Raw genomic sequence first — 21,403 nt, forward strand, 5'->3', positions numbered from 1 at the left:
TAGCTATCGGAATGTCATCCGTGTTCCAATAAAAGAGCCGAAGCCTAATGAAACAAAGGCATTTTATGAATCAAATAAAGCTTAGCACATGCCCGAGCATCAGAAAGTGCATTGTGGTGATCCAGCGGAATATCGTATCTGGCACAACAAGCAGCAAGATTCACCTTAAAATTGCCTTTTTTTCTAAAAATCTTTACCGTACACTCCCAACGAGATTTTATTTGAAGATCGGAGTAATTGAGTCCGTAAGACTCCATGGTGTGATACAACACATTTCGATCGAAAGATTCGTTGTGTGCCACCACCATTTTGCCTTGCATGAGGCTCTTTATTTTGGGATAAACCTCCTCAAAAGTCGGTGCTGAAAAGGTATCTTTAGCCGTAATGCCATGTACTTTGGTGTTGTGGTACATGTATTCGTTGCCCGGAGGTTGAATGAGTGTATAAAATTCCTCCACAATTTCCTCGTTTTTGACATGAACGATTCCCACCGCACAAGCAGAATCTTTGTGCCAAGTGGCGGTCTCAAAATCTATCGCTACAAATTCCAAATTTCCTATTTATATTTTTTTACCGCTAAGACGCTAGGGTTCTATTTTTCAAAATCAATTCCTCGCAAAGCCGCAGAGACGCAAAGAAAAGGTTTTATTTCATTTAGCGAAGCGAAAACTCTGGGAAACTCAAAAACGCCACGTTAATCAAAAAACACTCTGAGAAACTCAGTGGTAAAAAAACACCGATACATAAAAAACAACTCAGTATCTCAGCTTCTTCTCCCACTGATACGCCAGCCTACTTTTTGCCACATTCCCAGACTCCAATTCTTTGGCCAATCTTGGGTGTACATTACCACGAGACGTCAAATGCCATTGCCCACAATCTTCACATTGATAGACCGTTACAGAGGAATTCTGTAAAAACCGAATGCGGGCTTCAATCAGAGCATCTAAAGCAAGATTCTCAGTCAAATACGATCTTTTATTACAGTTTGGCATTGTTTACGGCCTTCCATTTTTGTCTTCGACTCATTTCAACTTGCTCAATGACCAACGCTCAGACAACGAAAATATGAATATTTAATCAAAAATAAATAATTCCTTTTTGATTTCCCGATGCACTCCTGAAAACTTAATTTTGAATATGAAAATATCTGAGATTCCAAGATGATTATTTGAACTCATTTTACAAATCTAATCCTTGCTAATTTGTTTTAATCTTTTAACTTTACAACTTTAAATTCTTTGAAAAAAAACTAATTTTCACATAAACCCCACCACCATGCCGCTCTGGATTATCTCATTTGCCATTTGGTTTTTCAACATTCGTAAAAAGAAATTCTATCCGCCTAGAGCCAAGTTTTATTGGGGATTGGCGGTTATGTTTTTGCCAGTTGTCGGTTGGATAGCTTTCTATTCCTACGGCAAAAAAGAACATATTTTGGAGGGTGAATTATTTGATTATTCGGAAAATCTGCCGCTTAACGAACGGTCGTAGCTAATGAGAAATATCCTTATCTAGGTTTTAGCTAAATTGGAAAATAATTATTTCCTTGCATCTTTTCGTCCTAACGGTAAAAACTAAACACATGAAAAACCTTATACTATTTTTCTTCTTGTTCCTTACCACATTCGAGAATCTCGCCCAAAGTAAACCGTATGATCGTAGTATTATACATTTTAATATTTATGGCAAAGGCGAACCCGTATTTGTGTTGAGCGGTGGCCCAGGCAACAACTGTATGCAAGAAGAGGACGTGGCGATAGAAATTGGCAAAAAATACCGAGCCATTTTACTAGAACAACGTGGTACTGGCCGCTCCATGCCAAAAACTTTGGACTCAAACAGCATCAACATGGAGGCTTACATGAAAGATATCTTGTATGTGATGGACAGTTTAAAAATCAAGAAAGCCAAATTCTATGGACACTCTTGGGGAGCAGTTTATGCCTCTGCCTTTGCTGTTTTGTACCCAGAGAAAGTAAAATTATTGGCTCTTACGGGTGTGGGTGATATCAAAATTTCGCCTGAAAATGACCAAATAAAAATAAAAAACAGATTAGCAAAACTCGACAGTTCTGAACTAGCAATATTCAACGAAATATCAAGCAAAAACTCGACTGAATGGAGCAAGGACGAACGTTATACTGTAGCTGTTTTAGGTGTAAAATACAATACCTACGACACTACCAACTTAGCGTGGAAACAACAAAAAATAATGAGAGGAGCCAATAATTATACCACCTTCACATTGCTAAGAAACGACCAAAAAAAGCAAAATTTTGATATTTCGGCCAAGCTTGAAACCTTGGCGATGCCGATAACCATCATTACTTGTAAAGAAGATCCGCTGGCATTTCTAACGGAGGAATACAAACGCAACGCACCCAAAACCAGCATTAAATGGATAGACCACTGCGGCCATTTCCCGATGTACGAACAACCCGAGAAGTTTTATCCTTTGCTGATGGAGGCATTGAAGAGGTGAACTAATTACATTGAAATAATCTCAAAACTGAATGAAGAAAACAAAAAAGAACACTCAAGTATTTAAAGAAGTCTATTTTTTACTAATTTAGTATTTATTAAAAATGAAAAACAAACACAATAACAAATGAAAGACACCAAGGTAGAAACTCTGATTTTTTATTCAAAATTTACATTTGACAAAAACCACATCGCCAAATCATCGCAAGAGGAAATCCAAAAAAAGTTGGACGAATATTCTAAAAATGGGTACCGACTTATTTCTACAACTTCCACCGGTTTTGGATACGCCATCTATATCCATTTGTTTTTCGAAAAGGATATTTAGACCATTCTAAAATTTGAGTTTTTCTTTAGTTTACGACGATTTAAATGCTTCACTTATTTAAATCAAAGTTTTTAACTCAGTTTGACAAAACCCTAAACTATTTCAATAAAGTTTAAATACTATGGCTATAAACACCAACAAAAAACTCTCGGAAATGACCGTCGAGGAGCTTTACAAAGAAGAAAAAACACTTAACGACACTTTCTTTGCTCCAAAAATATTTTATCCAACCTTAGTAATTGCAATACTCATAGTAGCTTTCTCAACTTATGCACTTAAAGACAATTATGTACTGTTGCTTTTGGCAATAATCCTTTTGGTGATTTATACAATCGCACGTAAATTCAATTACCGAAATCAACTGGTGAAAGAGATTAAATCTCGAATTTGAGCGAATTTAGAAACTCAGACAAAAACTATAGGTTACTAAAAAATCACTTCATTAACTCCTTAAACATCAGCTCAGCAACAAGTTTGTTCCCAGCTTCATTAAGATGTACTCGGTCGGTGGTGAGAATACCTTGACCTTTGTTTTCAGGATTATTGGCAAGGTTGTAGGCCAAAAACTCTTTTCTCAGATCCACCAAGCCGCATTTATGTTCTTTGGCAAGGTCACGGATGATTTTTGAATATTGATTCAAGTCACCGTCTTGTTGGTTGCTATGGTCAGTTTTTTCACCTATCGCAGCTGGAGTGGTAAGAATAAGTTTGATTCCTTGCGATTGCATTTTCTTAATCAATGCCGTATAAAATTTCGTGAATTTATCTGCATCCGTACCTGTTCCGTAGCTGGCTTTATGCCAAACGTCGTTTACACCGACATAAATCACCACCACATCAGGTTTTTTTGAAAGAACATCGTCCTCCATTCTTAGGAAAAGATCGTACACTTTGTTTCCACCAATTCCGGCACCAATCAGCTCCGATTTGTCATTTGCTTTTGTGTACATTTCCTTTAGCATGGTGATGTACCCACCTGGATTTACACCTGCTTGAGTTATAGAATCTCCAAAAAATATAATTTTCTTTGGCGTATCGGCTTTGAATGCAAAAAGTAGAGAAGTTAAAAATAATCCAAATAAAAGGGTTTTCATTTTATGTTTACGTTAAGGTTGATAATTTCAGATTTCAAAGGTATTTTGTTTTGTTCAAAAAGTACGTCCAAATCCTCCAGTTTAGTTTTCAAATCTTCAAAACCATAATTTTTATAGTCGCTGTATTTGATTCCATTTTGAGTTTTCTGGTTAAAAGCCTCTCGGAATCTGATACCTCCACCATCAGTTTCGTAGGAATATGCAAAGTAATCCATCGACTTGGTTTGTTTTTCTATCCAATACATAAACACGTCGTTGTGGTCTTTTCCACCGCCTTCTTCATTGAATTTTACTTTGATTTTGTAATATTCTTTGTCTTTGATTTTTGTTGTGCCGAGCAATTCCTTGTTTACGGCTGGATCGTTCAGTGGCTTCGGTAACAAGAAAAAATAAGCAACAGAATTTACTGAATTCGTGTACTTTTTAGCCATCGAGTCTGCAACAGTAGTTTTTACTCCGTCAACATTTCTTTCAAACGAATCATTGGTTACCATATCCACGATTTTATGCCCTAAGCTATCTACTTGCATACGTGTGTATATGTATTGGCCTTTTTTATTTTCTATAGTATAGTGCATATTTCTAAAATCGAAATCTACGCAAAGGTCATCATATTTTTTACCCCCATGAAACCCAATACACTCATCCACAATAGATTGTGCAGTGGGTTTACAAGAATAATTGATTAAAATAAAGATGGTTAAAACCGCAAATGAACTTGATTTCTTTAGAAAGTTTCTCATGTAATAACTAATTACAAATTTATAAACAGAACCGAATTCGAATATAGCTTTTTTTAAATATTTTTGTAGAATTTTCAACCATAATTATCAAACGATGCAGATTAGTACATCTAAAATTCTGAGTCTCTTTGTTGCACTTTCCTTTATTTTCTTAGCAAACTCTTGCAAAAAAAACACTGGAAATGAAGAGTTTCTAGTAATCAGCGACAACTCGCCAGACCCCATAAAAAAAGCACAAGAAGTTAGAGACAAAATGCCCATAAAAATAGCTGATGGTCTCCAAATTAAACTTTGGGCCAGTGATACCTTGGCTCCTGACCCCATCGCTATGTCTATTGACGACAACGGTGCGGTATATTTGACAAGAACCAACCGCCAAAAACATTCTGAGTTTGACATCAGAGGTCACCAAAACTGGATGACGGCTTCAATTGGTTTGCAAACTGTAGAAGACAGAAGAGCTTTCCTTAGGAAAACTTTTGCTCCTGAAAAAAGTACTGAGAATAGCTGGTTGAGCGATTTGAACGAAGACGGCGTGCACGATTGGAAAGATTTGGCCGTAGAAAAAGAAGAAATCTGGAAGATAGAAGATAAAAATAAAGATGGCATTGCTGATGTTTCTACTCGTGTTTTCAACGATTTGTACGAAGAAATTACTGATGTGGCTGGCGGAGTTTTGGTAAGAGAAAAAGACGCTTTTATCGCTACTGGCCCAGATTTGTGGCGTTTAACTGACAAAAACAAAGACGGTTTTTATGAAACCAAGAAATCGATTAGCCATGGATATGCCGTACACATTGGCTTTGGAGGCCATGGAATGAGTGGGATTATCGAAGGTCCTGACGGTAAAATTTATTGGCAAATAGGCGATATCGGTGCCAACATCACTTCTGTGGATGGCAAAAGATTTGAATATCCCAATGAAGGCGTTTTGGTACGTTCTAACCCAGACGGAACTGATTTTGAAGTATTTGCATCGGGAATTAGGAATACACACGAGTTTGTTTTTGATAATTACGGCAACATCATTTCGTCAGATAACGACGGCGATCATCCTACTGAAAGAGAGCGTTTGGTGCATTTAGTAGAAGGTGCCGACTTGGGCTGGAGATCTAACTGGCAGTATGGAAAATACACCGACAACAAAAACAATAAATACAAAGTGTGGATGGACGAGCGTCTTTCAGTACCTCGCTGGGAAGGTCAGGCGGCCCATATTATTCCACCAATTATGAACTTTCACAATGGCCCAACGGGAATGCAGTTTAACCCTGGCACAGCTTTTGGCAAAAATTGGCTGAATAAATTTTTCTTAGTAGAATTCGTAGGAACGCCAACTGGTTCACATATTTGGTCATTTGGTTTGAAACAAAAAGGTGCTTCGTTTGAATTGGATGGAGACAAAGATATTTTGAGCGGAATTTTACCAACCGCTATACAGTTTGGGCCCGAAGGAGCATTGTATTCCGCCGACTGGGTAAATGGCTGGGATACAAAAAATTATGGTCGAGTTTGGAAAATCGATGTTACCGAAAAAGAGAACGATTTGGAAGCATTGAGAAAGAAAACACTGTCCTACATGACTTTGAAATATCCATTGCAAACTGACCCAATGCTGGCTGATTTGTTGGGTTTTGAAGACATGAGGATTCGTAAAAAAGCTCAGTTTGAATTGGTAAATCGTGGACAAAAAGGCTTTGTTGTTTTTGAAAATACGCTGAACACTTCAAAAAACCAATTGGCCAAGATTCATGCGATTTGGGGAATTGGAATGTTGGCTAGAACCGATGCTAAATATTCAGCATTACTTTTGAAAGTTTTAGATGATACCGACACTGAAATACAAGCTCAGGCTGCAAAAACTTTGGGGGAAATCAGAAATAAAAGTGCCGTAGAAAAACTAAAAAGTCTATTAGTAAGTGATAATTCAAGAGTAAAATTCTATGCCGCCGAGGCTCTCGGAAAATTGGATGATAAATCTGCCATCGCCAACATTCTGAGCATGATAGATAAAAACAAGGACGAAGATGTTTATTTGAGACATGCTGGCGTATTTGCTCTAAGTAAATTAGGTGCAGAAACTGAAATGGTTGCTTTGGCGGGAAATAAAAGCAAATCTTTGAGATTGGCAGCAGTGTTGGTTTTGAGAAGACTAAAAAGCGATAAGATTCAGGTTTTCTTGCAAGATGAGGATGAGTTTATAGTGGAAGAAACTGCAAGAGCCATCAATGATGATTTGTCGATTCCGAATGCGTTTCCAGCTTTAGTGAAATTGCTGAGCAATGACAAATTTACTTCAGAGCCTTTGTTCAGAAGAGCCATCAATGTGGCTTTGCGTGTAGGCGACAAAACATCGTTGGATGAATTGATAAATTATGCCAAAAAAGAAAAAATAACTGACGAACTAAGAGCTGAGGCCATTGCGGCATTGGGCACTTGGGCTGATCCATCGGTTTTGGATAGGGTAGATGGTCGTTACAGAGGAATATTTTTGAGAGATGTGGCCAGCGTAAAAAGTACAATAGAACCGCATTTGTCAGCTTTCCTAAATGCAGAAAATCCTGAAACCCAAATAGCTATCAGTCAGTTACTTTCTAACTTAAAAATAGATAATTTTAACGACAAGCTGGTCAATATTTTTGAAAACGCCAAAGATCCTAAAGTAAAAATCGCTGCCATAGAAGCTCTTTCGAATTTGAACTATAGCGGCTTGGACAAAATAGTTCAGAGTGGCTTGCAAAACGAAAAATCAGAAGTCAGAGTGGCGTCGATTGGTGCATTATCAAAACTAAATATTGACGAGAATAGCCTGAATGAAATTGTGAAACCAATAATTGAGAAAGGTTTAATCCGAGAAAAACAAAGGTTGATAAACACATTGGCAAATATGCCAATCTCCAAAACAGAGAAAGTATTGGGTTCGATGATAGACTTAATGGCAGCTGAAAAGCTGGACAAAGAATTGTTATTAGACTTGGGCGAAGCTGTAAAGAAAACCAACTCTGAAACGCTTTTGACAAAACTGAATGCGAACAAAAAATCAGACGATTGGTTTGAAGAATTCAAAGTGGCATTATTCGGAGGAGATTTTAGAGAAGGTAGGAATATTTTCAACAACAACTCTACTGCTCAATGTGTTAGGTGTCACACCACAAATCCTGGGGCGGCTTCAACAGTTGGACCAAATCTAGGTAAAATTGGCAGCAAACTTACTCGTGAAGTTATACTCGAAGCCTTAGTAAAACCTAGTAATAGATTGTCACCAGGTTTTGGTCAGGTAAGCTTGACACTAAAAGACGGACAAGAAATAACAGGAACTTTGATGTCAGAAAACGAGCACGAAATAGTATTGGCAACTTCTGACGCTGAGCCAACCAAAGTTGCCTTATCGAGAATATCAAAAAGGGAAAATATGCCATCAAGCATGCCTCCAATGGGCGATATTCTTTCAAAACGAGAGATTCGTGACTTGGTAGAGTACTTGGCTGGCATGAGGTGAGATTGAAAATTATTTTTATAAAATAAGTATCTTTTATGAGAGGATACTTATTTTTTTCAGAACAATCTTAATATCGGCACAAAAAATTAAAAGAAATATCCGATATTAAGAAAATTTTAGTAGCTTTGGGGATGGAATGGAAAAAACATGCGTTTGAATTTGATGGTCTTCAAGAGTATTTGAATAGAATTGATTCAAAAAAGACACTATTGGACAATAAAAGGCCAATACCAAACTATGCATTGGCAAGAATAAAGGAGAGCCTAACCATAGAGTGGACTTACAACTCCAATAGTATAGAAGGCAATACCTTGACATTGCAAGAAACAAAAATGGTAATTGAAGAAGGTTTTACAATTAAAGGCAAATCACTTCGAGAACATTTTGAAGTAATAAACCACCAGGAAGCCATTGAGTATGTCGAAAACCTTGTAAAACTGGATTATCAATTCAATGACAGGGATATTCTGGATGTTCACGCTCTAGTTTTACAGAAAATAGAAAAAGATTTTGCAGGAAGGTTTCGCACCTCTGGAGTGAGAATTTCGGGAGCAAACTTTGTACCTCCAAATGCATTGAAAGTACCAGACTTGGTAGAAGATTTAGTGATTTGGGCAAATTCGGAGTCTTTGGCCTTTCATCCGATAATAAGATCGGCCATATTTCATCATCGCTTCGTATGGATTCATCCTTTTTTTGATGGGAACGGGAGAACTGCTCGGCTTCTTTTTAATATTATTTTGATGAAAGAAGGTTTTCCTCCAGCCATAATTCTAAAAAACGATAGAAAAAAATATTATGACGCTCTTAACAAGGCAAATAATGGTGATTACTCTAAGCTCTTACTTTTAGTACTGCAAGCGGCAGAACGATCTTTAGATATTTATACGAGTCATTTGTATAACACCTATGAAGAATATCTGCCCATTCAGAGAATTGTAGAAGAGCCAGAAATAGCCTATGGAATGGAATATGTTAGTTTACTGGCTCGTCAAGGCAAAATTGACGCATACAAAGAAGGCAAAAATTGGGTAACTACAAAAAGTGCTGTTCAAGAATACGTAACAAATAGACAAAGAAAGAGAAAACTTACAAACTGAAGGAGTCCAAAAATACTCCTTCAATTTCAACTCAATTCCTCCGCCAATTTCTCCATCATAATCAAGCATTTTTCAACTTGGTCAATGGCAATAAACTCGTTGGCTCTGTGTGCTTGGGCTATATCTCCCGGGCCACAAATGACTGATTCGAAACCAGCCAAAGCAAATTGGCCAGCCTCTGCAGCATAAGCTACAGTACCTAATTCTTGATTTCCAGAGATTTTTTGGATAAAAGGTACAACTTCAAAATGCTCAGGTGTATCCAAAGGAGGTACGGGTGGATGATCTTCTTCTGTGATGATTCTTGCACCATCAAATCTTTGTTGTAGTTCTTTTTCTAATTCTTTGCAATAATTGTGATAGTCTTTCAGTATATTCTCAAGACTACTTTTTGGAATGATTCTGACATCCCAGTAGAAAGTACATTTGTCGGCAATGACATTTGGAGCGATTCCACCATTAAACTGCCCTACATGTATTGAAGTATGATTTGGGGTAAATCGTTCATCTATTTCACCCGACTCAAAAAGTTCGTTCATTTTGTTTTCGAGCCAAACCACCAATTTGGCAGCAACATGAATAGCACTCACTTCACGTTTGATGCGGCTACTGTGTCCAGCTGAGCCGTGAACCGTGGTTTTCAAAACACATATTCCTTTTTGACCAACTACAGGCTGCATCATCGTCGCCTCCCCGATTATTGCATATTTTGGTTTTTCTGTATAAAAATCTCTTATGGCACAAGCCATTTCAAAACCAGAAAGACAACCCACTTCCTCGTCATAAGAAAAAGCAAAATATATCGGTTTCTTAAGATTTGACTTCTTAAAAAGATCCACACTTGCTAAAAAACAGGCTAAAAAACCTTTCATATCGCATGAGCCTCGGGCATACCATTTTTCGTCTTTTTCGGTCAATACAAATGGTTCCGTAACCCAATCTTGCCCTTTTACCGGAACCACATCGGTATGTCCTGAAAGAATTACGCCACCATCTACTGCTGGCCCAATTCGGCAATGCAAAAGTGCTTTATTGCCCTCTAGGTTGGAAACAACCTGAAATTCAATATCTTGAGAGTTTAAGTATTCTTTCAAATAATCTATAATTACAAGATTTCCTTGTCCACCCAAAACTTGGAAAGCCACCAAGTCTGTTAAAATTTCTTTTGTTTTCTGAAGTTTCATTTTTTTTAATTTACCGCCAAGACAGAATGACGCGAAGATTTATCTAATCTGCTTTATAAAGACTTGAAATTGCTATTTTTTAATATTCTAAGAAATAAGCACTGGTTTTTCTCCACTATAATAATGACTATGTTTTGATAAAATCACGCTGGTCCATAATTAATCAATACCGAAATGACCACAAAAATAATGGTCAATACAACCAAAATTGCTACAACTGGAGCAATAAATCTGAGCCAACGCTCAAACGGTACTCTGCAAATAGCAATCATGGCAATGAGTCCTCCGAAAGTTGGATTCACCAAATTGCTTACACCATCCCCCACTTGAAAAGCCAATACCACAGTTTGTTTGGTCAAGTGCAACATTTCACCCAAAGGAATCAGAATCGGCATGGTGGCCAATGCCTGTCCACTACCGCTTGGAATCATGAAATTCATCAAACTTTGTGTAATCACCATTCCTATAGCTGAAAGATAATTGGGCAAACCTTCCAATGAATTTGCCAAATAATAGGTAATAGAATCGCTCACTTTGCCTTCTTCCATCACAATTCTAATCGTTGCTGCAAAGCCTACCATAAAAGCCCCTGGAGCTACTTTTGCTACAGAATCAAGTACCAATTCTCCGACTTCAATACTACTTTTTTTCAAGAAAAAGACAAGAAAGAAAGCTAAAATTAGGAACAATGCAGATATGTCGTTGAGATACCATTTGTATTCAAAAACGCCGTAAATCATGATAGTCAACATTATAACAAAAGCTCCCAAAATCAACCAATCCTTCCAATGCATTTTAAAAGATTCTATGGGTTTTGAAAGAGAAAAACCAGAAGAATCTAGTCCGGACCCAAGCCCTTTTTCAGGGTTGGCTTGTATTTTTTTGAAATAAGAAATATTGTACCAAGCCATGGTAGCAAGTCCAAGAACGCACAAAACAATTCTTAATAAAGCTCCAGAAAAAAGTGGCAGGTCAGCAATTCGTTGAGCCGTACCGACCGTATAAGGATTAAATGGAGAAAGGCCGAAACCGACAGTTACGCCACCAACCGCAATGCCCGTGGCCAATACTAAATCTCCACCGATGGCCAAACTCAAAACCGCTGCAATTGGGATCATCGCTATGTTGTTTTCATAACCTATAAACATGCCCAGAACCCCATAAACAAAGGTCATACCTACGATAAGCACGTTTTGATTGTTTTTCCCGAGCGTTTTTACAAATGACCCTACCACGTTTTCAACAGCTCCAGTAGCATTCAAAACTCCGAACATTATTCCACTGGCAACGATGATAAATATGACTTCAATGGCCGCTTTGTAACCTTTGGGCATAGATTGAAAAACAACTGATGGACTCAGTTTGGTAGACTCCACATAATGAAATGAACCAGCAACTACTTTCATTTTACCATCAATCTCCACTCTATCAAACTCCCCAGCAGGTAAGAGATAAGTAAAAAGCCATGCCAAAACTATCATTCCAAAAAGAATAATTACAGGATGTGGAATATACTCATACCATTTTTTCATTCAGGTTTATCAGGTTTATTGAACGGTAATTTAGTCCGAAAATAAATAATAAAAAAACGACGCTAAACCAAAATGCGGTTTTTGGGTGTTTATATTGAAATATTCAATTATTTTTGACAAACATTTAAACCAAAAATTATGTATTCTATCATTTTACAAGCTCACCATTGGATTGCATTCATCGCTTTGGTGTTGTTGGCTTATGCTACTATAAACGGAGCGGTTGGCTCAAATTCAGAAAAAGCATTTGATGATTCGAACAGAAAAATCAACTTATTCGCTTTGATTTCTACACATACCATGTTGCTTTTGGGAATAATTCTTTTGATTATTTCGCCTATTGCACAAAACGCATTTGCTGATATGGGAGCTGCTATGAAAGACGGGGCTGTAAGAAAAGCTGTTGTCGAGCATCCTTTTGTGAACATTCTTGCCGCTGTTTTTGCTACTATTGGAAATGCCAAATCTAAAAAAGCAGTAGGAAATGGACGTAAATTTAAAGTATCGATGATTTACTTTGGCTTGGCTCTTATACTTATTTTGAGTAGACTTCCTTTCGAAAGATTATTCTAAAAATATTGCCCCGAAAGGGGCTTTTTTTATGCACTCACCTATCATTTTATTCGATGGCGTTTGTAACCTGTGCAACGGGGCAGTGCAGTTTGTTTTGAAAAATGACAGCCGAAACATCTTTAAATTTGCGTCTTTACAGTCTAATTTCGCCCAAGATTTCTTAAAAACACAACAACTGCCAACTGAAAACTTCGGGACACTAATTTTAATAGAAAATGACCAAATTTTTGTAAAATCAAAAGCAGTTTTTAAAATAGCTAAATATCTACCCAAATACGCTTGGCTGCGTATTTTCAACTTCTTACCAGTTCTTATTTCTGACTTTTTCTATGATATTGTTTCCAAAAACCGTTTGAAATGGTTTGGCCAAAGGGAGAGTTGTTGGATACCCACTAAAGAGTTGAAGGAAAGATTTTTGTAGCTACGATTTTCTTTTAATAGATTTTTACGGAAATTGCAGGCAGATTTATACTCATCAATAAAACCTCAGAAAATGCATAATGCCATATACCAAGTTCCGCTTCCTCAGAACGAGCCAGTACTTAACTACGCTCCTGGAAGTGTGGAAACCATAAACGTTAAAAAAGCAATATCAGAACTTCGTTCAAAAACCCTAGAAGTGCCGATGTATATTGGCAAGAATGAAGTTTTTACAGATAAAAAAATAAAACTCTCGCCCCCTCATGACCACAAACATGTGTTGGGTTTTGCCTCTGAAGGTGATGCTTCGCATGTAAAAGCAGCCATAGATGCAGCCTTAGAAGCCAGAAATAATTGGGCAAATCTTCCTTGGAATGAAAGAGCCGCAGTTTTCTTAAAAGCAGCAGATTTGTTGGCAGGTCCTTTTAGAGCAAAAATAAACGCTGCCACGATGTTGGGGCAATCAAAAAATGCGTATCAGGCAGAAATAGACGCCGCTTGTGAACTGATAGATTTTTTGAGATTCAATGTAGCTTTTTATCAAGAAATAATGGCAGAACAGCCACAATCGTCGAAAGGCGTTTGGAATAAATTGGAATATAGACCATTGGAAGGATTTGTTTTTGCACTTACGCCTTTCAATTTCACAGCCATCGCAGGAAATCTCCCTGCAAGTGCGGCCATGATGGGCAATGTAATAGTTTGGAAACCAGCCTATACGCAAATATATTCAGCCAATGTCATCATGGAAGTTTTCAAATTGGCAGGCTTACCAGATGGTGTAATTAACATGGTTTATGTTGATGGACCGGTTACGGGCGATATAGTTTTTAATCATGCTGATTTTGCTGGAATTCACTTTACGGGTAGCACTGGCGTTTTTCAAAATATCTGGAAAACGATTGGAGATAATATCCATAAGTATAAATCTTACCCAAGAATTGTGGGTGAAACAGGTGGTAAAGACTTTGTGATTGCTCATAAATCTGCTGATGCCAAGGCCGTTGCAGTTGGCTTAGTTCGTGGTGCATTCGAATACCAAGGACAAAAATGCTCGGCGGCATCGAGAGCCTATATTCCTTCTAATATTTGGGAAGATGTAAAAAGACACATGTTGGCAGATTTGGCTGATATAAAAATGGGACCGACAGAAGATTTCTCCAATTTTGTAAATGCAGTTATCGATGAAAAAGCTTTTGATAAAATATCGGGATATATATCAGCAGCTAAAAATGCTCAGAATGCAGAAATTATAGCTGGCGGTGGTTTTGATAAATCCGTGGGTTATTTCATAGAACCTACTGTGATTTTGACCAAAGATCCAAAATACAAAACCATGTGTGAGGAGATTTTTGGCCCAGTTCTAAGTATTTTTGTATATGAGGAAAACGCTTGGGAAGAGACTTTGGAATTAGTAAACACCACTTCTCCTTATGCACTCACAGGTGCAGTTTTCTCTCAAGATAGGTATGCTATTGACCAAGCGACAAAGGCTTTAGAAAACGCTGCGGGTAATTTTTATATCAATGACAAACCAACTGGAGCAGTAGTGGGTCAACAGCCATTTGGTGGAGCCAGAGCCTCAGGAACTAACGATAAGGCAGGTTCAAAACTTAATCTTTTGCGTTGGGTAAATGCTAGGACAATTAAAGAAACTTTTGTTTCGCCCACTGATTATAAATATCCGTTTTTGGGATAATTTTGGAACACTGATTTAATAGATTGGACACGGATAGGCTTCTATTCGTGTCTTTTTTTTATTACAACTTTACCACTTTTGCCTTTTCCCAATCAATAGACGCTTCGGCAGTATGAATATCTACAAATTCGTGTTTTTTGATAAGTTTATCGAGTTTTGGCAGGCAGCCTTTTAGTCCATAATACGATTTGAATTTTCTGATGAAATTCAAACCTGGCACCATCGGTTGTTCTGCATCAAAATCTCTGGGATGAAAATAAGTCATCACATAATCTGAGTTTTTGGTCATTATATCCAACAATGGATACGGAAAAAGTCTGAAATATCCACCCCCAGAAAAAATGAGGTTTTTACCTGCGAAAGAAGAAAGATTAATCGGAAACTCCTTCATTCGCATACCGTCAATGTCGATCCAGCAAGGCTCGGCATGACCAAAGTGTGCAAATCCACCATGTGAACGCTCAGCTGGAAAAATGGAGGCATCAATCTCAATTCCATTTTTCATCAAAACCTCAAAAACCCATTTATTTTGCTCCATCAAAGAAAAACCTGGAGCTCTATAGGCTCTCACTTTCTTACCTACAACATCTTCAATGGATTTGATTGAGCGTTCCAAATCTTGCTCAAAAGTCTGGCGATTTTGCTCATAAGCCAATTGGTGTAAGTCAGAATGCGTAGCTATTTCATGCCCTTTTCGATCAATTTCTTTTAAAACTTCCGGGAATTTTCGAGCTACCCAACCCAAACAAAAGAAGGTGGCTTTTTGATCACCCAACATTCCATGAATTTTGTCCATATTTCCATGGATTCTCGACTCAAATCCCTCCCACTCGGCCTCTGTTTTGGTAGCGTCGTTGTCCAGAATATGAAACCATTCTTCTATGTCGAAAGTGAGTATTTTCATTTGTTTTACCGCAAAGACGCTATGCCACTAAGGATCAGCAATTTGTAATTTTGTAAAGAATAACTAATTGAATCAGATTAAAAAAAACGCTTTCCAGCTTTGTAAAACTCGTCCACATCCTTTCTAGTCGGGAAAGTAAAGTAGGTCATGTCTTCCGCTGGATTTGGAATCAAATCGTATCCACCTTTTTGAATCAATTCTACACTTTCTATAATACATTCCATACCAATTTGCTTGGTATGATATATCAATTCTTCTTGACTTCTATCGCCAATTTCTACTTTTTTCTGCACCAGTATTGGACCCGAATCTATCCCTTCGTCTACAAAGAAAACAGATACACCCGTATATTTTTCGTTGTTTTTCAACACCCAAAAAGAGGGCATCAAACCTCTATATTTTGGCAAAAGTGCGGTATGGAGATTTACACATCCATAAGTGGCCAAGTCCAACAAAGGTCTTTTAAAAATCTGGTTTCCACCGATTGATACCAATAAATCTGGTTTGTAAGTTTTAAGAATTTCTCGATTTTCTTTTGCATTTATCCCTCTATCAATATGAATTAGTGGAATTCCATGCTTTCCCAAAACCTTTGCAACCGAATTTTCAGCACTCAATTTCGACTTTAAAAATTTGAAGCTGTAATACAGAAAAAAACTTAGTCCGAAAACATCAAAAGTCTTTTTCATTTTCTGAAAAAAAGTCTCTCTTTTACCAAAGGGCGAAACCTCGAACAGCACTGTTCCAACTATTTCAGCATCTTTTGGCATATTTTTTACCAAAAAATCAATGTTTTTTCCCAAATAAAATGGGTCGTCTTGTGTAAGAATTATTATTCTCATTTTTAAAAAATCAAATTTTAAACAAAATCATTTTTTCTTAAATAACTGCACAATCTTCGAAAGCGGTTTCCACCAAAGTGTGTACCATTTTGGTCTCAATCCGTTCACCTTCCATGCTTTTCTATCTTCTTGATTGGCCACCCATCTGTGTTTCCATGAGGCCGTACTGGTCCCTCCGTTTCTCATCGTCATCAATACTTTGGGAATGTAATGGGCCGAAACATCGTTTTTATACAACATCCTCAACATCAACTCATAATCTGCCGAACAGGTAAAGTCTGTGCGATAATTGCCAAACTTTTCGTAACAGGCTCTTTTTACATAAAATGAAAGATGTGGTGGCATAAAGCCTTTGAGCCAATATTCTTTTTTGTACTCGCCAACAGTCCAGTAGCGAACTATTTTGTCAATATTATCAGGATTTACAAACTGCTTATCACCGTAAATGGCATCTGCTTTATAGGTATCAAAACCCGCCGAAACCACTTCCAAAACATCATTTGAAGGGTAAAAGTCATCCGAACCAATCATACCTATGATCTCCCCTTCGGCCATTTTGAGGCCTTTATTCATGGCATCATAAATCCCCTTGTCTTTCTCAGAAATGTATCTAATTCTATCTTTATATTTCTCCAAAACCTCCACAGTGCCGTCTTTCGAACCACCATCAACCACAATATATTCAAAATCCGTAAATGCTTGATTTAAAACACTCTGAATGGTATGCTCTATGGTACTAATGCTGTTGTAGCAAACTGTGATAATACTGAATTTCATCTCTGGCGGTTTATTTGCCGCTGCAAAAATACCACTAATTTGGTCTTTTCGGTATTTATCCATGGCATTTAAACAATATTTCACGATTCTCGAAGTTGTTTTTTATCATCAGTATTTGTTATAATGAGAATAAAAATCACATTTCTTTTTGCATTATTAATTTCGTCAACTGCTTTCTCTCAAAAAAACAATTATCGCAATCTGGTAATGGAAGGCGGCGGGATAAAAGGTATTGCCTACGGTGGGGCTTTACTTGAACTAGAAAAAAAAGGCATTTTGCAAAACATCACCAGAGTGGCCGGCACTTCAGCCGGAGCCATACAAGCCTGCTTATTATCAGTAGGATACACACCGAAAGAGATTATCGGAATAGTAAATGAAACACCCATAGAGACATTCAACGACGACGGTTTTGTGGCCAAAGGCACAAAAAGACTTTTCAAAGAATACGGTTGGTTTAAAGGAGAAAACTTCCTAAAAACCATGGAAAATGTTATCTATCAAAGAACGGGAAATGCAAATTTAACATTTGAAGAATTGCATAGACTGGCAGAGGCAACACCTTTCAGAGATTTGTACGTAACAGGCACCAATCTTACGGAGCAATCACTGGTAGTTTTTTCATACGAAACCTACCCAAAGATGCGAATTGCAGATGCGGTAAGGATTTCGATGTCCATTCCTCTCTACTATAAAAGTATATGGATAGACCAGGAAGGCACTGTGTATGAGGAGCCTACAGCCAACAAAAAGTGTAGTCTATTTGTCGATGGTGGACTTATGCTCAACTATCCAATTGATATTTTTGATAAAGTAAAATATATAAGCCACGAAGGTGATAAAGAAATTTTTAACGAACAAACGATAGGTTTGAGACTTGAAAAATGCACTCAAATAGACCATCAATTGGCTAAAAAAGAAGGTTTGGCCATAAAAAATATCAACGATATAAGCTCCTACATGGATGCCTTGGGTGGACTAATGATGAGAAATGTCAATGCTCCCAATAAAAGAGATTTGGAGCGAACCATCTTCATCAACGACAACGGATTAAGTGCCCGAGTTAGAAAAGTGCCCGACCAAGAAAAACAAATGATGATGACTGCCGGTCAACAAGCCGTAATTGAGTTTTTTGGCAGGTAAAATTGGTTTTTATCTGAAAAATTGTTTCTAACTTGTAAGCAATTTAAAACCCTTGGAATCTGGAAACTATAAAACATGCCTTAATTGAAAATTTAAAGAAAATTGCTTTATTTGGAAAAGCAGAAGAGGAAGCTATTTCTGAGAATCTGCACCCTTTCAGTTTTAAAAAGCGAGATTTTCTGCTTAAAAAAGGTCAAATATGCGACAAAATTTATTTTCTAACGAATGGAGCCATTCGTGAATTTATACTCGACAAAGACCAAAAGGAAGTTACCGTTTGGTTTGGTTTTGAAGGTGATATTGTTGTTTCGCTCTCTAGCCTGATACATTCTAAAGGAAGCAATACTGGCCTTCAAGCTTTAGAAGATTCGAAGGGATTTTATTTGGAAAAACAAAAACTCGAAGAGCTCTACAGTAAGTTTCATAAACTTGAAAGAATGGGTAGACTCGTAGCCGAAAGTTATTTGCTTAGCACCGAAACCTATCATTATGATTTTCATTATTTGACTGCCGTCGAGCGTTTTGATAAACTCCAGCAAGAAAAAATGTGGATATTCAACCGTGTTCCACTCCACTATATTGCCAGCTATTTGGGTGTTTCGAATGAAACATTGAGCCGCATAAGGGCTAAGAAGTCTTGATTTTGACTTTTATCAATATAAATTTCGTGAAATTTCAAATAGCTTTGCAAGAGTTCTATTTAACCCATCAATAAAATGAGAAATCTTCTACTTGCATTGCTTAGCATTTCAATGTTAATCGCTTGTAATTCAGGCGAAAAAACTACTTCTAAACTCGATATTACAAATCTAAAAAAAGCTTCAGAAGAAGACATTGAAGCCTTGGTGACCAAATTTATTGATGCAAAAGATGGTGATGTCATAGAAATTCCTGAAGGTTTTTATGAAATTGGCACTCAGCTGATTTTAGACAGTTTGAACGACATCACTGTAAAAGGTGCCGGAATGTACAAAAGTGTAATTTCTTTTAAAACCCTCAGCACAGGTGGCGAAGGTATGAAAATAGCAGGGAACAACATAACCCTAGAAGACTTTACGGTAATGGATGCTCCTGGCGACGACATAAAAACCCAAAAGTGTACAGGCCTGACATTCAGACGAGTAAATACAACTTGGACGCATTCTGACTTGGCTAAAAGCGGCACTTACGGCATTTATCCGGTTCAATGTAAAAATGTCTTAATAGAAGAATGTGAGGTTTCACACTCAAGAGATGCTGGAATTTATGTGGGGCAATCTGAAAATATTGTGGTGAGAAATAACTATGTTTTTGAGAATGTGGCAGGAATAGAAATCGAAAACTCTGACAATGCAGAAGTATATAAGAACAGAGCTATCAACAATACTTCTGGGATTTTAGTGTTTAATCTTCCTGGATTGCCAAAGGCTTTTGGAGTAAATACCAAAGTGTATAAAAACCTCATTAAAGACAATAATCACGACAATTTCGCCCAAGGGGTAGCTTCTGAAAATGGTAACCCTATTACGATGATTCCACCAGGAAGCGGAGTGATAATAATGGCTGGAAAAAACGTGGAAGTATATGAAAATCAAATTATTAACCACAAAACCACCGGTGTGGCTATTCTGGATTATCAAATTACGGAATTGAAAGTACCTAATCATCCGGGCTGGTCTCCTTACTCTAGCGATATATATTTTCATGACAATGTTTTTGAAAGAAAAATGGCTATTCCTGATATGTCCAAAGATTTTGGAAAACTCATAACGGCCAAGTGTCGTAAACCACAAGATGTAATATATGACGGAATTATAGACGAAAAAATCGGCAAAGACCCAACTAAAAATCCAATGAATATCTGTATAAACGAAAAATCTACTGATTTTCGTTTCACACGTTTTGTCATTCCAGACCATGGAGGAATCATGGATATAGCGGTGGTGAGCGATTTGGAGAATTTCAACAAATGCAAAGTTGAAGTAAAAACGGATGTAAAAGGTATCTGAAATTTATGAATTCTGTAAAAAAACTTACCCTTTTTGCTTTGTTCATCTGGATTGGTGTTTCCTGTTTTAAGATGAAACAAAGCAGAATTCCTTCGGAAATAGACTTTGAAAAGCTGCCCTACAAAAAACTCTCTGAATACGGCTTTTTCAAAGGTGATTTAGCCAATTTGGAAGCTAACGAAGGGGTACTTTTGTATGAACCAGCAGCATCCTTATTCACCGACTATGCCCACAAGAGCCGCTTTGTTTGGATACCTAAGGGATCAAAAGCTAATTTTGATATCAATGACCAAGACAAACCGTTTGATTTCCCTGAACAGACCATTATTGTCAAAAACTTTTATTATCCCGCGGACTTTTCTAAGCCAAAAGGAGATAAAAGAATCTTAGAAACCAGACTTTTGGTAAAAAAGAACAACAAGTGGGAGGCATTTCCTTACAAATGGACTAACGACCAACAAGATGCTGATTACAAATCAATTGGTGGAGTTATTCCAGTTTCGTGGAAAGACGAAAAAGGAGAAATGCACAACATAAAGTATGCCATGCCCAACAAAAATCAGTGCAAAAGCTGCCACAACCGAAACGGTACATTTAGCCCGATTGGACCAAAAACCAAACAACTAAACCACGAAATAAGCTATGGCACTGAAAAGAAAAATCAGCTGGATAAATGGGTAGAAGTAGGCTATTTGAGCAGTTTGCCTGATAAAAGTAAAATAAATGGGCTAAAATCCATCAACGATGCCACGGCTAGTCTGGATTCCAAAGCAAGGTCGTATCTAGATGTAAATTGCGGCCATTGCCACAGCACTTATGGCCCAGCTGCAAGTTCAGGACTTAGATTAAATTTCGAAGAAACTGATCCTTATCACTGGGGAGTAAAAAAATCACCGGTGGCGGCAGGAATCGGAGCCGGAACTTTTAAATACGATATCAATCCAGGTAAGGGGATTGAATCCATCCTTACTTACCGCATGAACAGCACGCATCCGGGCATTATGATGCCTGAGATAGGTCGTGTGAGTGTTCACAAGGAAGGAGTAAAACTCATTTCAGACTGGATTGATGGTCTAAAAGAATAGAATTTTCA

General features: G+C 37.5%; 22 protein-coding genes and 1 pseudogene. 14 read left to right on the plus strand and 9 right to left on the minus strand.

The annotated features are described in order from the left end of the window. Positions 1-44 precede the first annotated feature (44 nt). Together EGI26_RS20365 and EGI26_RS20370 are read right to left on the minus strand one after the other, a co-directional pair. Complete coding sequence (locus EGI26_RS20365; RefSeq protein WP_255080918.1) at positions 45-551, minus strand: 3'-5' exonuclease; 507 nt, start codon at positions 549-551, stop codon at positions 45-47. A gap of 204 nt (positions 552-755) precedes the next feature. After that, positions 756-995 carry a hypothetical protein gene (locus EGI26_RS20370; protein ID WP_255080919.1) on the minus strand — a complete coding sequence of 80 codons (240 nt, stop codon included), beginning with the start codon at positions 993-995 and terminating at the stop codon, positions 756-758. A gap of 283 nt (positions 996-1,278) precedes the next feature. Here EGI26_RS20370 and EGI26_RS20375 point away from each other — a divergent pair, with 283 nt between their 5' ends. The 4 genes from EGI26_RS20375 (at position 1,279) to EGI26_RS20390 (ending at position 3,203) form a co-directional block, all read left to right on the plus strand. Then, positions 1,279-1,494, plus strand: a complete 216-nt coding sequence (locus EGI26_RS20375; protein WP_255080920.1) for a hypothetical protein — start codon at positions 1,279-1,281, stop codon at positions 1,492-1,494. Between the two features lie 91 nt (positions 1,495-1,585). Continuing rightward, on the plus strand, positions 1,586-2,485 hold the full coding sequence (locus tag EGI26_RS20380) for an alpha/beta fold hydrolase (protein ID WP_255080921.1): 900 nt from the start codon (positions 1,586-1,588) through the stop codon (positions 2,483-2,485). A 126-nt stretch (positions 2,486-2,611) separates the two neighbouring features. Further along, complete coding sequence (locus tag EGI26_RS20385) at positions 2,612-2,812, plus strand: DUF4177 domain-containing protein (RefSeq protein ID WP_255080922.1); 201 nt, start codon at positions 2,612-2,614, stop codon at positions 2,810-2,812. A gap of 121 nt (positions 2,813-2,933) precedes the next feature. After that, a complete protein-coding gene (locus tag EGI26_RS20390; RefSeq protein WP_255080923.1) occupies positions 2,934-3,203 on the plus strand; it encodes a hypothetical protein in 270 nt (89 codons plus the stop codon). Positions 3,204-3,246: 43 nt separating this feature from the next. Here the strand turns inward: EGI26_RS20390 and EGI26_RS20395 are convergent, their stop codons facing one another. Beyond that, complete coding sequence (locus EGI26_RS20395; RefSeq protein ID WP_255080924.1) at positions 3,247-3,906, minus strand: SGNH/GDSL hydrolase family protein; 660 nt, start codon at positions 3,904-3,906, stop codon at positions 3,247-3,249. Then, positions 3,903-4,649: a DUF6503 family protein gene (locus EGI26_RS20400; RefSeq protein WP_255080925.1), complete on the minus strand. Its 747-nt coding sequence runs from the start codon at positions 4,647-4,649 to the stop codon at positions 3,903-3,905. Before EGI26_RS20400 ends, EGI26_RS20395 begins: the two co-directional genes overlap by 4 nt. A 94-nt stretch (positions 4,650-4,743) precedes the next feature. Between EGI26_RS20400 and EGI26_RS20405 the strand changes: the two genes are divergently transcribed. Continuing rightward, the gene (locus EGI26_RS20405) at positions 4,744-8,148 is read left to right on the plus strand and encodes a HEAT repeat domain-containing protein (protein ID WP_255080926.1); all 3,405 of its coding nucleotides are present in this window, start codon (positions 4,744-4,746) and stop codon (positions 8,146-8,148) included. A gap of 131 nt (positions 8,149-8,279) precedes the next feature. Further along, positions 8,280-9,248 carry a Fic family protein gene (locus EGI26_RS20410; RefSeq protein ID WP_255080927.1) on the plus strand — a complete coding sequence of 323 codons (969 nt, stop codon included), beginning with the start codon at positions 8,280-8,282 and terminating at the stop codon, positions 9,246-9,248. A 26-nt stretch (positions 9,249-9,274) separates the two neighbouring features. Here EGI26_RS20410 and argE read toward each other — a convergent pair whose 3' ends face one another. Then, on the minus strand, positions 9,275-10,432 hold the full coding sequence (gene argE / locus EGI26_RS20415; protein WP_255080928.1) for an acetylornithine deacetylase: 1,158 nt from the start codon (positions 10,430-10,432) through the stop codon (positions 9,275-9,277). 143 nt (positions 10,433-10,575) lie between these two features. Beyond that, positions 10,576-11,964, minus strand: a complete 1,389-nt coding sequence (locus EGI26_RS20420) for a YfcC family protein (RefSeq protein ID WP_255080929.1) — start codon at positions 11,962-11,964, stop codon at positions 10,576-10,578. Between the two features lie 138 nt (positions 11,965-12,102). Between EGI26_RS20420 and EGI26_RS20425 the strand changes: the two genes are divergently transcribed. The 3 genes from EGI26_RS20425 (at position 12,103) to pruA (ending at position 14,656) form a co-directional block, all read left to right on the plus strand. Further along, the gene (locus tag EGI26_RS20425; protein WP_255080930.1) at positions 12,103-12,537 is read left to right on the plus strand and encodes a hypothetical protein; all 435 of its coding nucleotides are present in this window, start codon (positions 12,103-12,105) and stop codon (positions 12,535-12,537) included. Between the two features lie 28 nt (positions 12,538-12,565). Then, complete coding sequence (locus EGI26_RS20430; RefSeq protein ID WP_255080931.1) at positions 12,566-12,958, plus strand: thiol-disulfide oxidoreductase DCC family protein; 393 nt, start codon at positions 12,566-12,568, stop codon at positions 12,956-12,958. Between the two features lie 72 nt (positions 12,959-13,030). After that, a complete protein-coding gene (gene pruA, locus EGI26_RS20435; RefSeq protein WP_255080932.1) occupies positions 13,031-14,656 on the plus strand; it encodes an L-glutamate gamma-semialdehyde dehydrogenase in 1,626 nt (541 codons plus the stop codon). Positions 14,657-14,717: 61 nt separating this feature from the next. On the opposite strand, the gene EGI26_RS20440 is transcribed toward pruA, so the two are convergent. The 3 genes from EGI26_RS20440 to EGI26_RS20450 form a co-directional block, all read right to left on the minus strand. After that, positions 14,718-15,560: a polysaccharide deacetylase family protein gene (locus EGI26_RS20440; RefSeq protein WP_255080933.1), complete on the minus strand. Its 843-nt coding sequence runs from the start codon at positions 15,558-15,560 to the stop codon at positions 14,718-14,720. A gap of 77 nt (positions 15,561-15,637) precedes the next feature. Next, entirely contained in the window at positions 15,638-16,402 is a 765-nt protein-coding gene (locus EGI26_RS20445; RefSeq protein WP_255080934.1) for a methionyl-tRNA formyltransferase, read from the minus strand. Positions 16,403-16,429: 27 nt separating this feature from the next. Beyond that, entirely contained in the window at positions 16,430-17,263 is an 834-nt protein-coding gene (locus EGI26_RS20450; RefSeq protein ID WP_255080935.1) for a glycosyltransferase family 2 protein, read from the minus strand. A gap of 123 nt (positions 17,264-17,386) precedes the next feature. Between EGI26_RS20450 and EGI26_RS20455 the strand changes: the two genes are divergently transcribed. From EGI26_RS20455 to EGI26_RS20470, 5 genes and pseudogenes are all read left to right on the plus strand, one after another. Next, complete coding sequence (locus EGI26_RS20455) at positions 17,387-18,322, plus strand: patatin-like phospholipase family protein (protein WP_409035397.1); 936 nt, start codon at positions 17,387-17,389, stop codon at positions 18,320-18,322. A 146-nt stretch (positions 18,323-18,468) separates the two neighbouring features. Beyond that, a pseudogene (locus EGI26_RS21330) lies at positions 18,469-18,729 on the plus strand (Crp/Fnr family transcriptional regulator); the annotation flags it as partial. Between the two features lie 30 nt (positions 18,730-18,759). After that, entirely contained in the window at positions 18,760-18,963 is a 204-nt protein-coding gene (locus EGI26_RS20460) for a hypothetical protein (RefSeq protein WP_255080937.1), read from the plus strand. Positions 18,964-19,038: 75 nt separating this feature from the next. Further along, positions 19,039-20,310, plus strand: a complete 1,272-nt coding sequence (locus EGI26_RS20465) for a parallel beta-helix domain-containing protein (RefSeq protein WP_255080938.1) — start codon at positions 19,039-19,041, stop codon at positions 20,308-20,310. Between the two features lie 5 nt (positions 20,311-20,315). Further along, positions 20,316-21,395: an SO2930 family diheme c-type cytochrome gene (locus tag EGI26_RS20470; RefSeq protein WP_255080939.1), complete on the plus strand. Its 1,080-nt coding sequence runs from the start codon at positions 20,316-20,318 to the stop codon at positions 21,393-21,395. Positions 21,396-21,403: the final 8 nt, after the last annotated feature.

The organism is Lacihabitans sp. CCS-44, assembly GCF_024343735.1.
Lineage (GTDB): Bacteria > Bacteroidota > Bacteroidia > Cytophagales > Spirosomataceae > Leadbetterella.

Bases quoted from the DNA above. Each gene is read 5' to 3' on its own strand.
- pruA (WP_255080932.1), top strand. From the start codon at position 13,031: ATGCATAATGCCATATACCAAGTTCCGCTTCCTCAGAACGAGCCAGTA.
- EGI26_RS20410 (WP_255080927.1), top strand. From the start codon at position 8,280: ATGGAATGGAAAAAACATGCGTTTGAATTTGATGGTCTTCAAGAGTAT.
- EGI26_RS20425 (WP_255080930.1), top strand. From the start codon at position 12,103: ATGTATTCTATCATTTTACAAGCTCACCATTGGATTGCATTCATCGCT.
- EGI26_RS20385 (WP_255080922.1), top strand. From the start codon at position 2,612: ATGAAAGACACCAAGGTAGAAACTCTGATTTTTTATTCAAAATTTACA.
- EGI26_RS20470 (WP_255080939.1), top strand. From the start codon at position 20,316: ATGAATTCTGTAAAAAAACTTACCCTTTTTGCTTTGTTCATCTGGATT.
- EGI26_RS20380 (WP_255080921.1), top strand. From the start codon at position 1,586: ATGAAAAACCTTATACTATTTTTCTTCTTGTTCCTTACCACATTCGAG.
- EGI26_RS20455 (WP_409035397.1), top strand. From the start codon at position 17,387: ATGGAAGGCGGCGGGATAAAAGGTATTGCCTACGGTGGGGCTTTACTT.
- EGI26_RS20460 (WP_255080937.1), top strand. From the start codon at position 18,760: ATGGGTAGACTCGTAGCCGAAAGTTATTTGCTTAGCACCGAAACCTAT.
- EGI26_RS20465 (WP_255080938.1), top strand. From the start codon at position 19,039: ATGAGAAATCTTCTACTTGCATTGCTTAGCATTTCAATGTTAATCGCT.
- EGI26_RS20420 (WP_255080929.1), bottom strand. From the start codon at position 11,964: ATGAAAAAATGGTATGAGTATATTCCACATCCTGTAATTATTCTTTTT.
- EGI26_RS20395 (WP_255080924.1), bottom strand. From the start codon at position 3,906: ATGAAAACCCTTTTATTTGGATTATTTTTAACTTCTCTACTTTTTGCA.
- EGI26_RS20370 (WP_255080919.1), bottom strand. From the start codon at position 995: ATGCCAAACTGTAATAAAAGATCGTATTTGACTGAGAATCTTGCTTTA.
- argE (WP_255080928.1), bottom strand. From the start codon at position 10,432: ATGAAACTTCAGAAAACAAAAGAAATTTTAACAGACTTGGTGGCTTTC.
- EGI26_RS20400 (WP_255080925.1), bottom strand. From the start codon at position 4,649: ATGAGAAACTTTCTAAAGAAATCAAGTTCATTTGCGGTTTTAACCATC.
- EGI26_RS20390 (WP_255080923.1), top strand. From the start codon at position 2,934: ATGGCTATAAACACCAACAAAAAACTCTCGGAAATGACCGTCGAGGAG.
- EGI26_RS20430 (WP_255080931.1), top strand. From the start codon at position 12,566: ATGCACTCACCTATCATTTTATTCGATGGCGTTTGTAACCTGTGCAAC.
- EGI26_RS20405 (WP_255080926.1), top strand. From the start codon at position 4,744: ATGCAGATTAGTACATCTAAAATTCTGAGTCTCTTTGTTGCACTTTCC.
- EGI26_RS20445 (WP_255080934.1), bottom strand. From the start codon at position 16,402: ATGAGAATAATAATTCTTACACAAGACGACCCATTTTATTTGGGAAAA.
- EGI26_RS20440 (WP_255080933.1), bottom strand. From the start codon at position 15,560: ATGAAAATACTCACTTTCGACATAGAAGAATGGTTTCATATTCTGGAC.
- EGI26_RS20375 (WP_255080920.1), top strand. From the start codon at position 1,279: ATGCCGCTCTGGATTATCTCATTTGCCATTTGGTTTTTCAACATTCGT.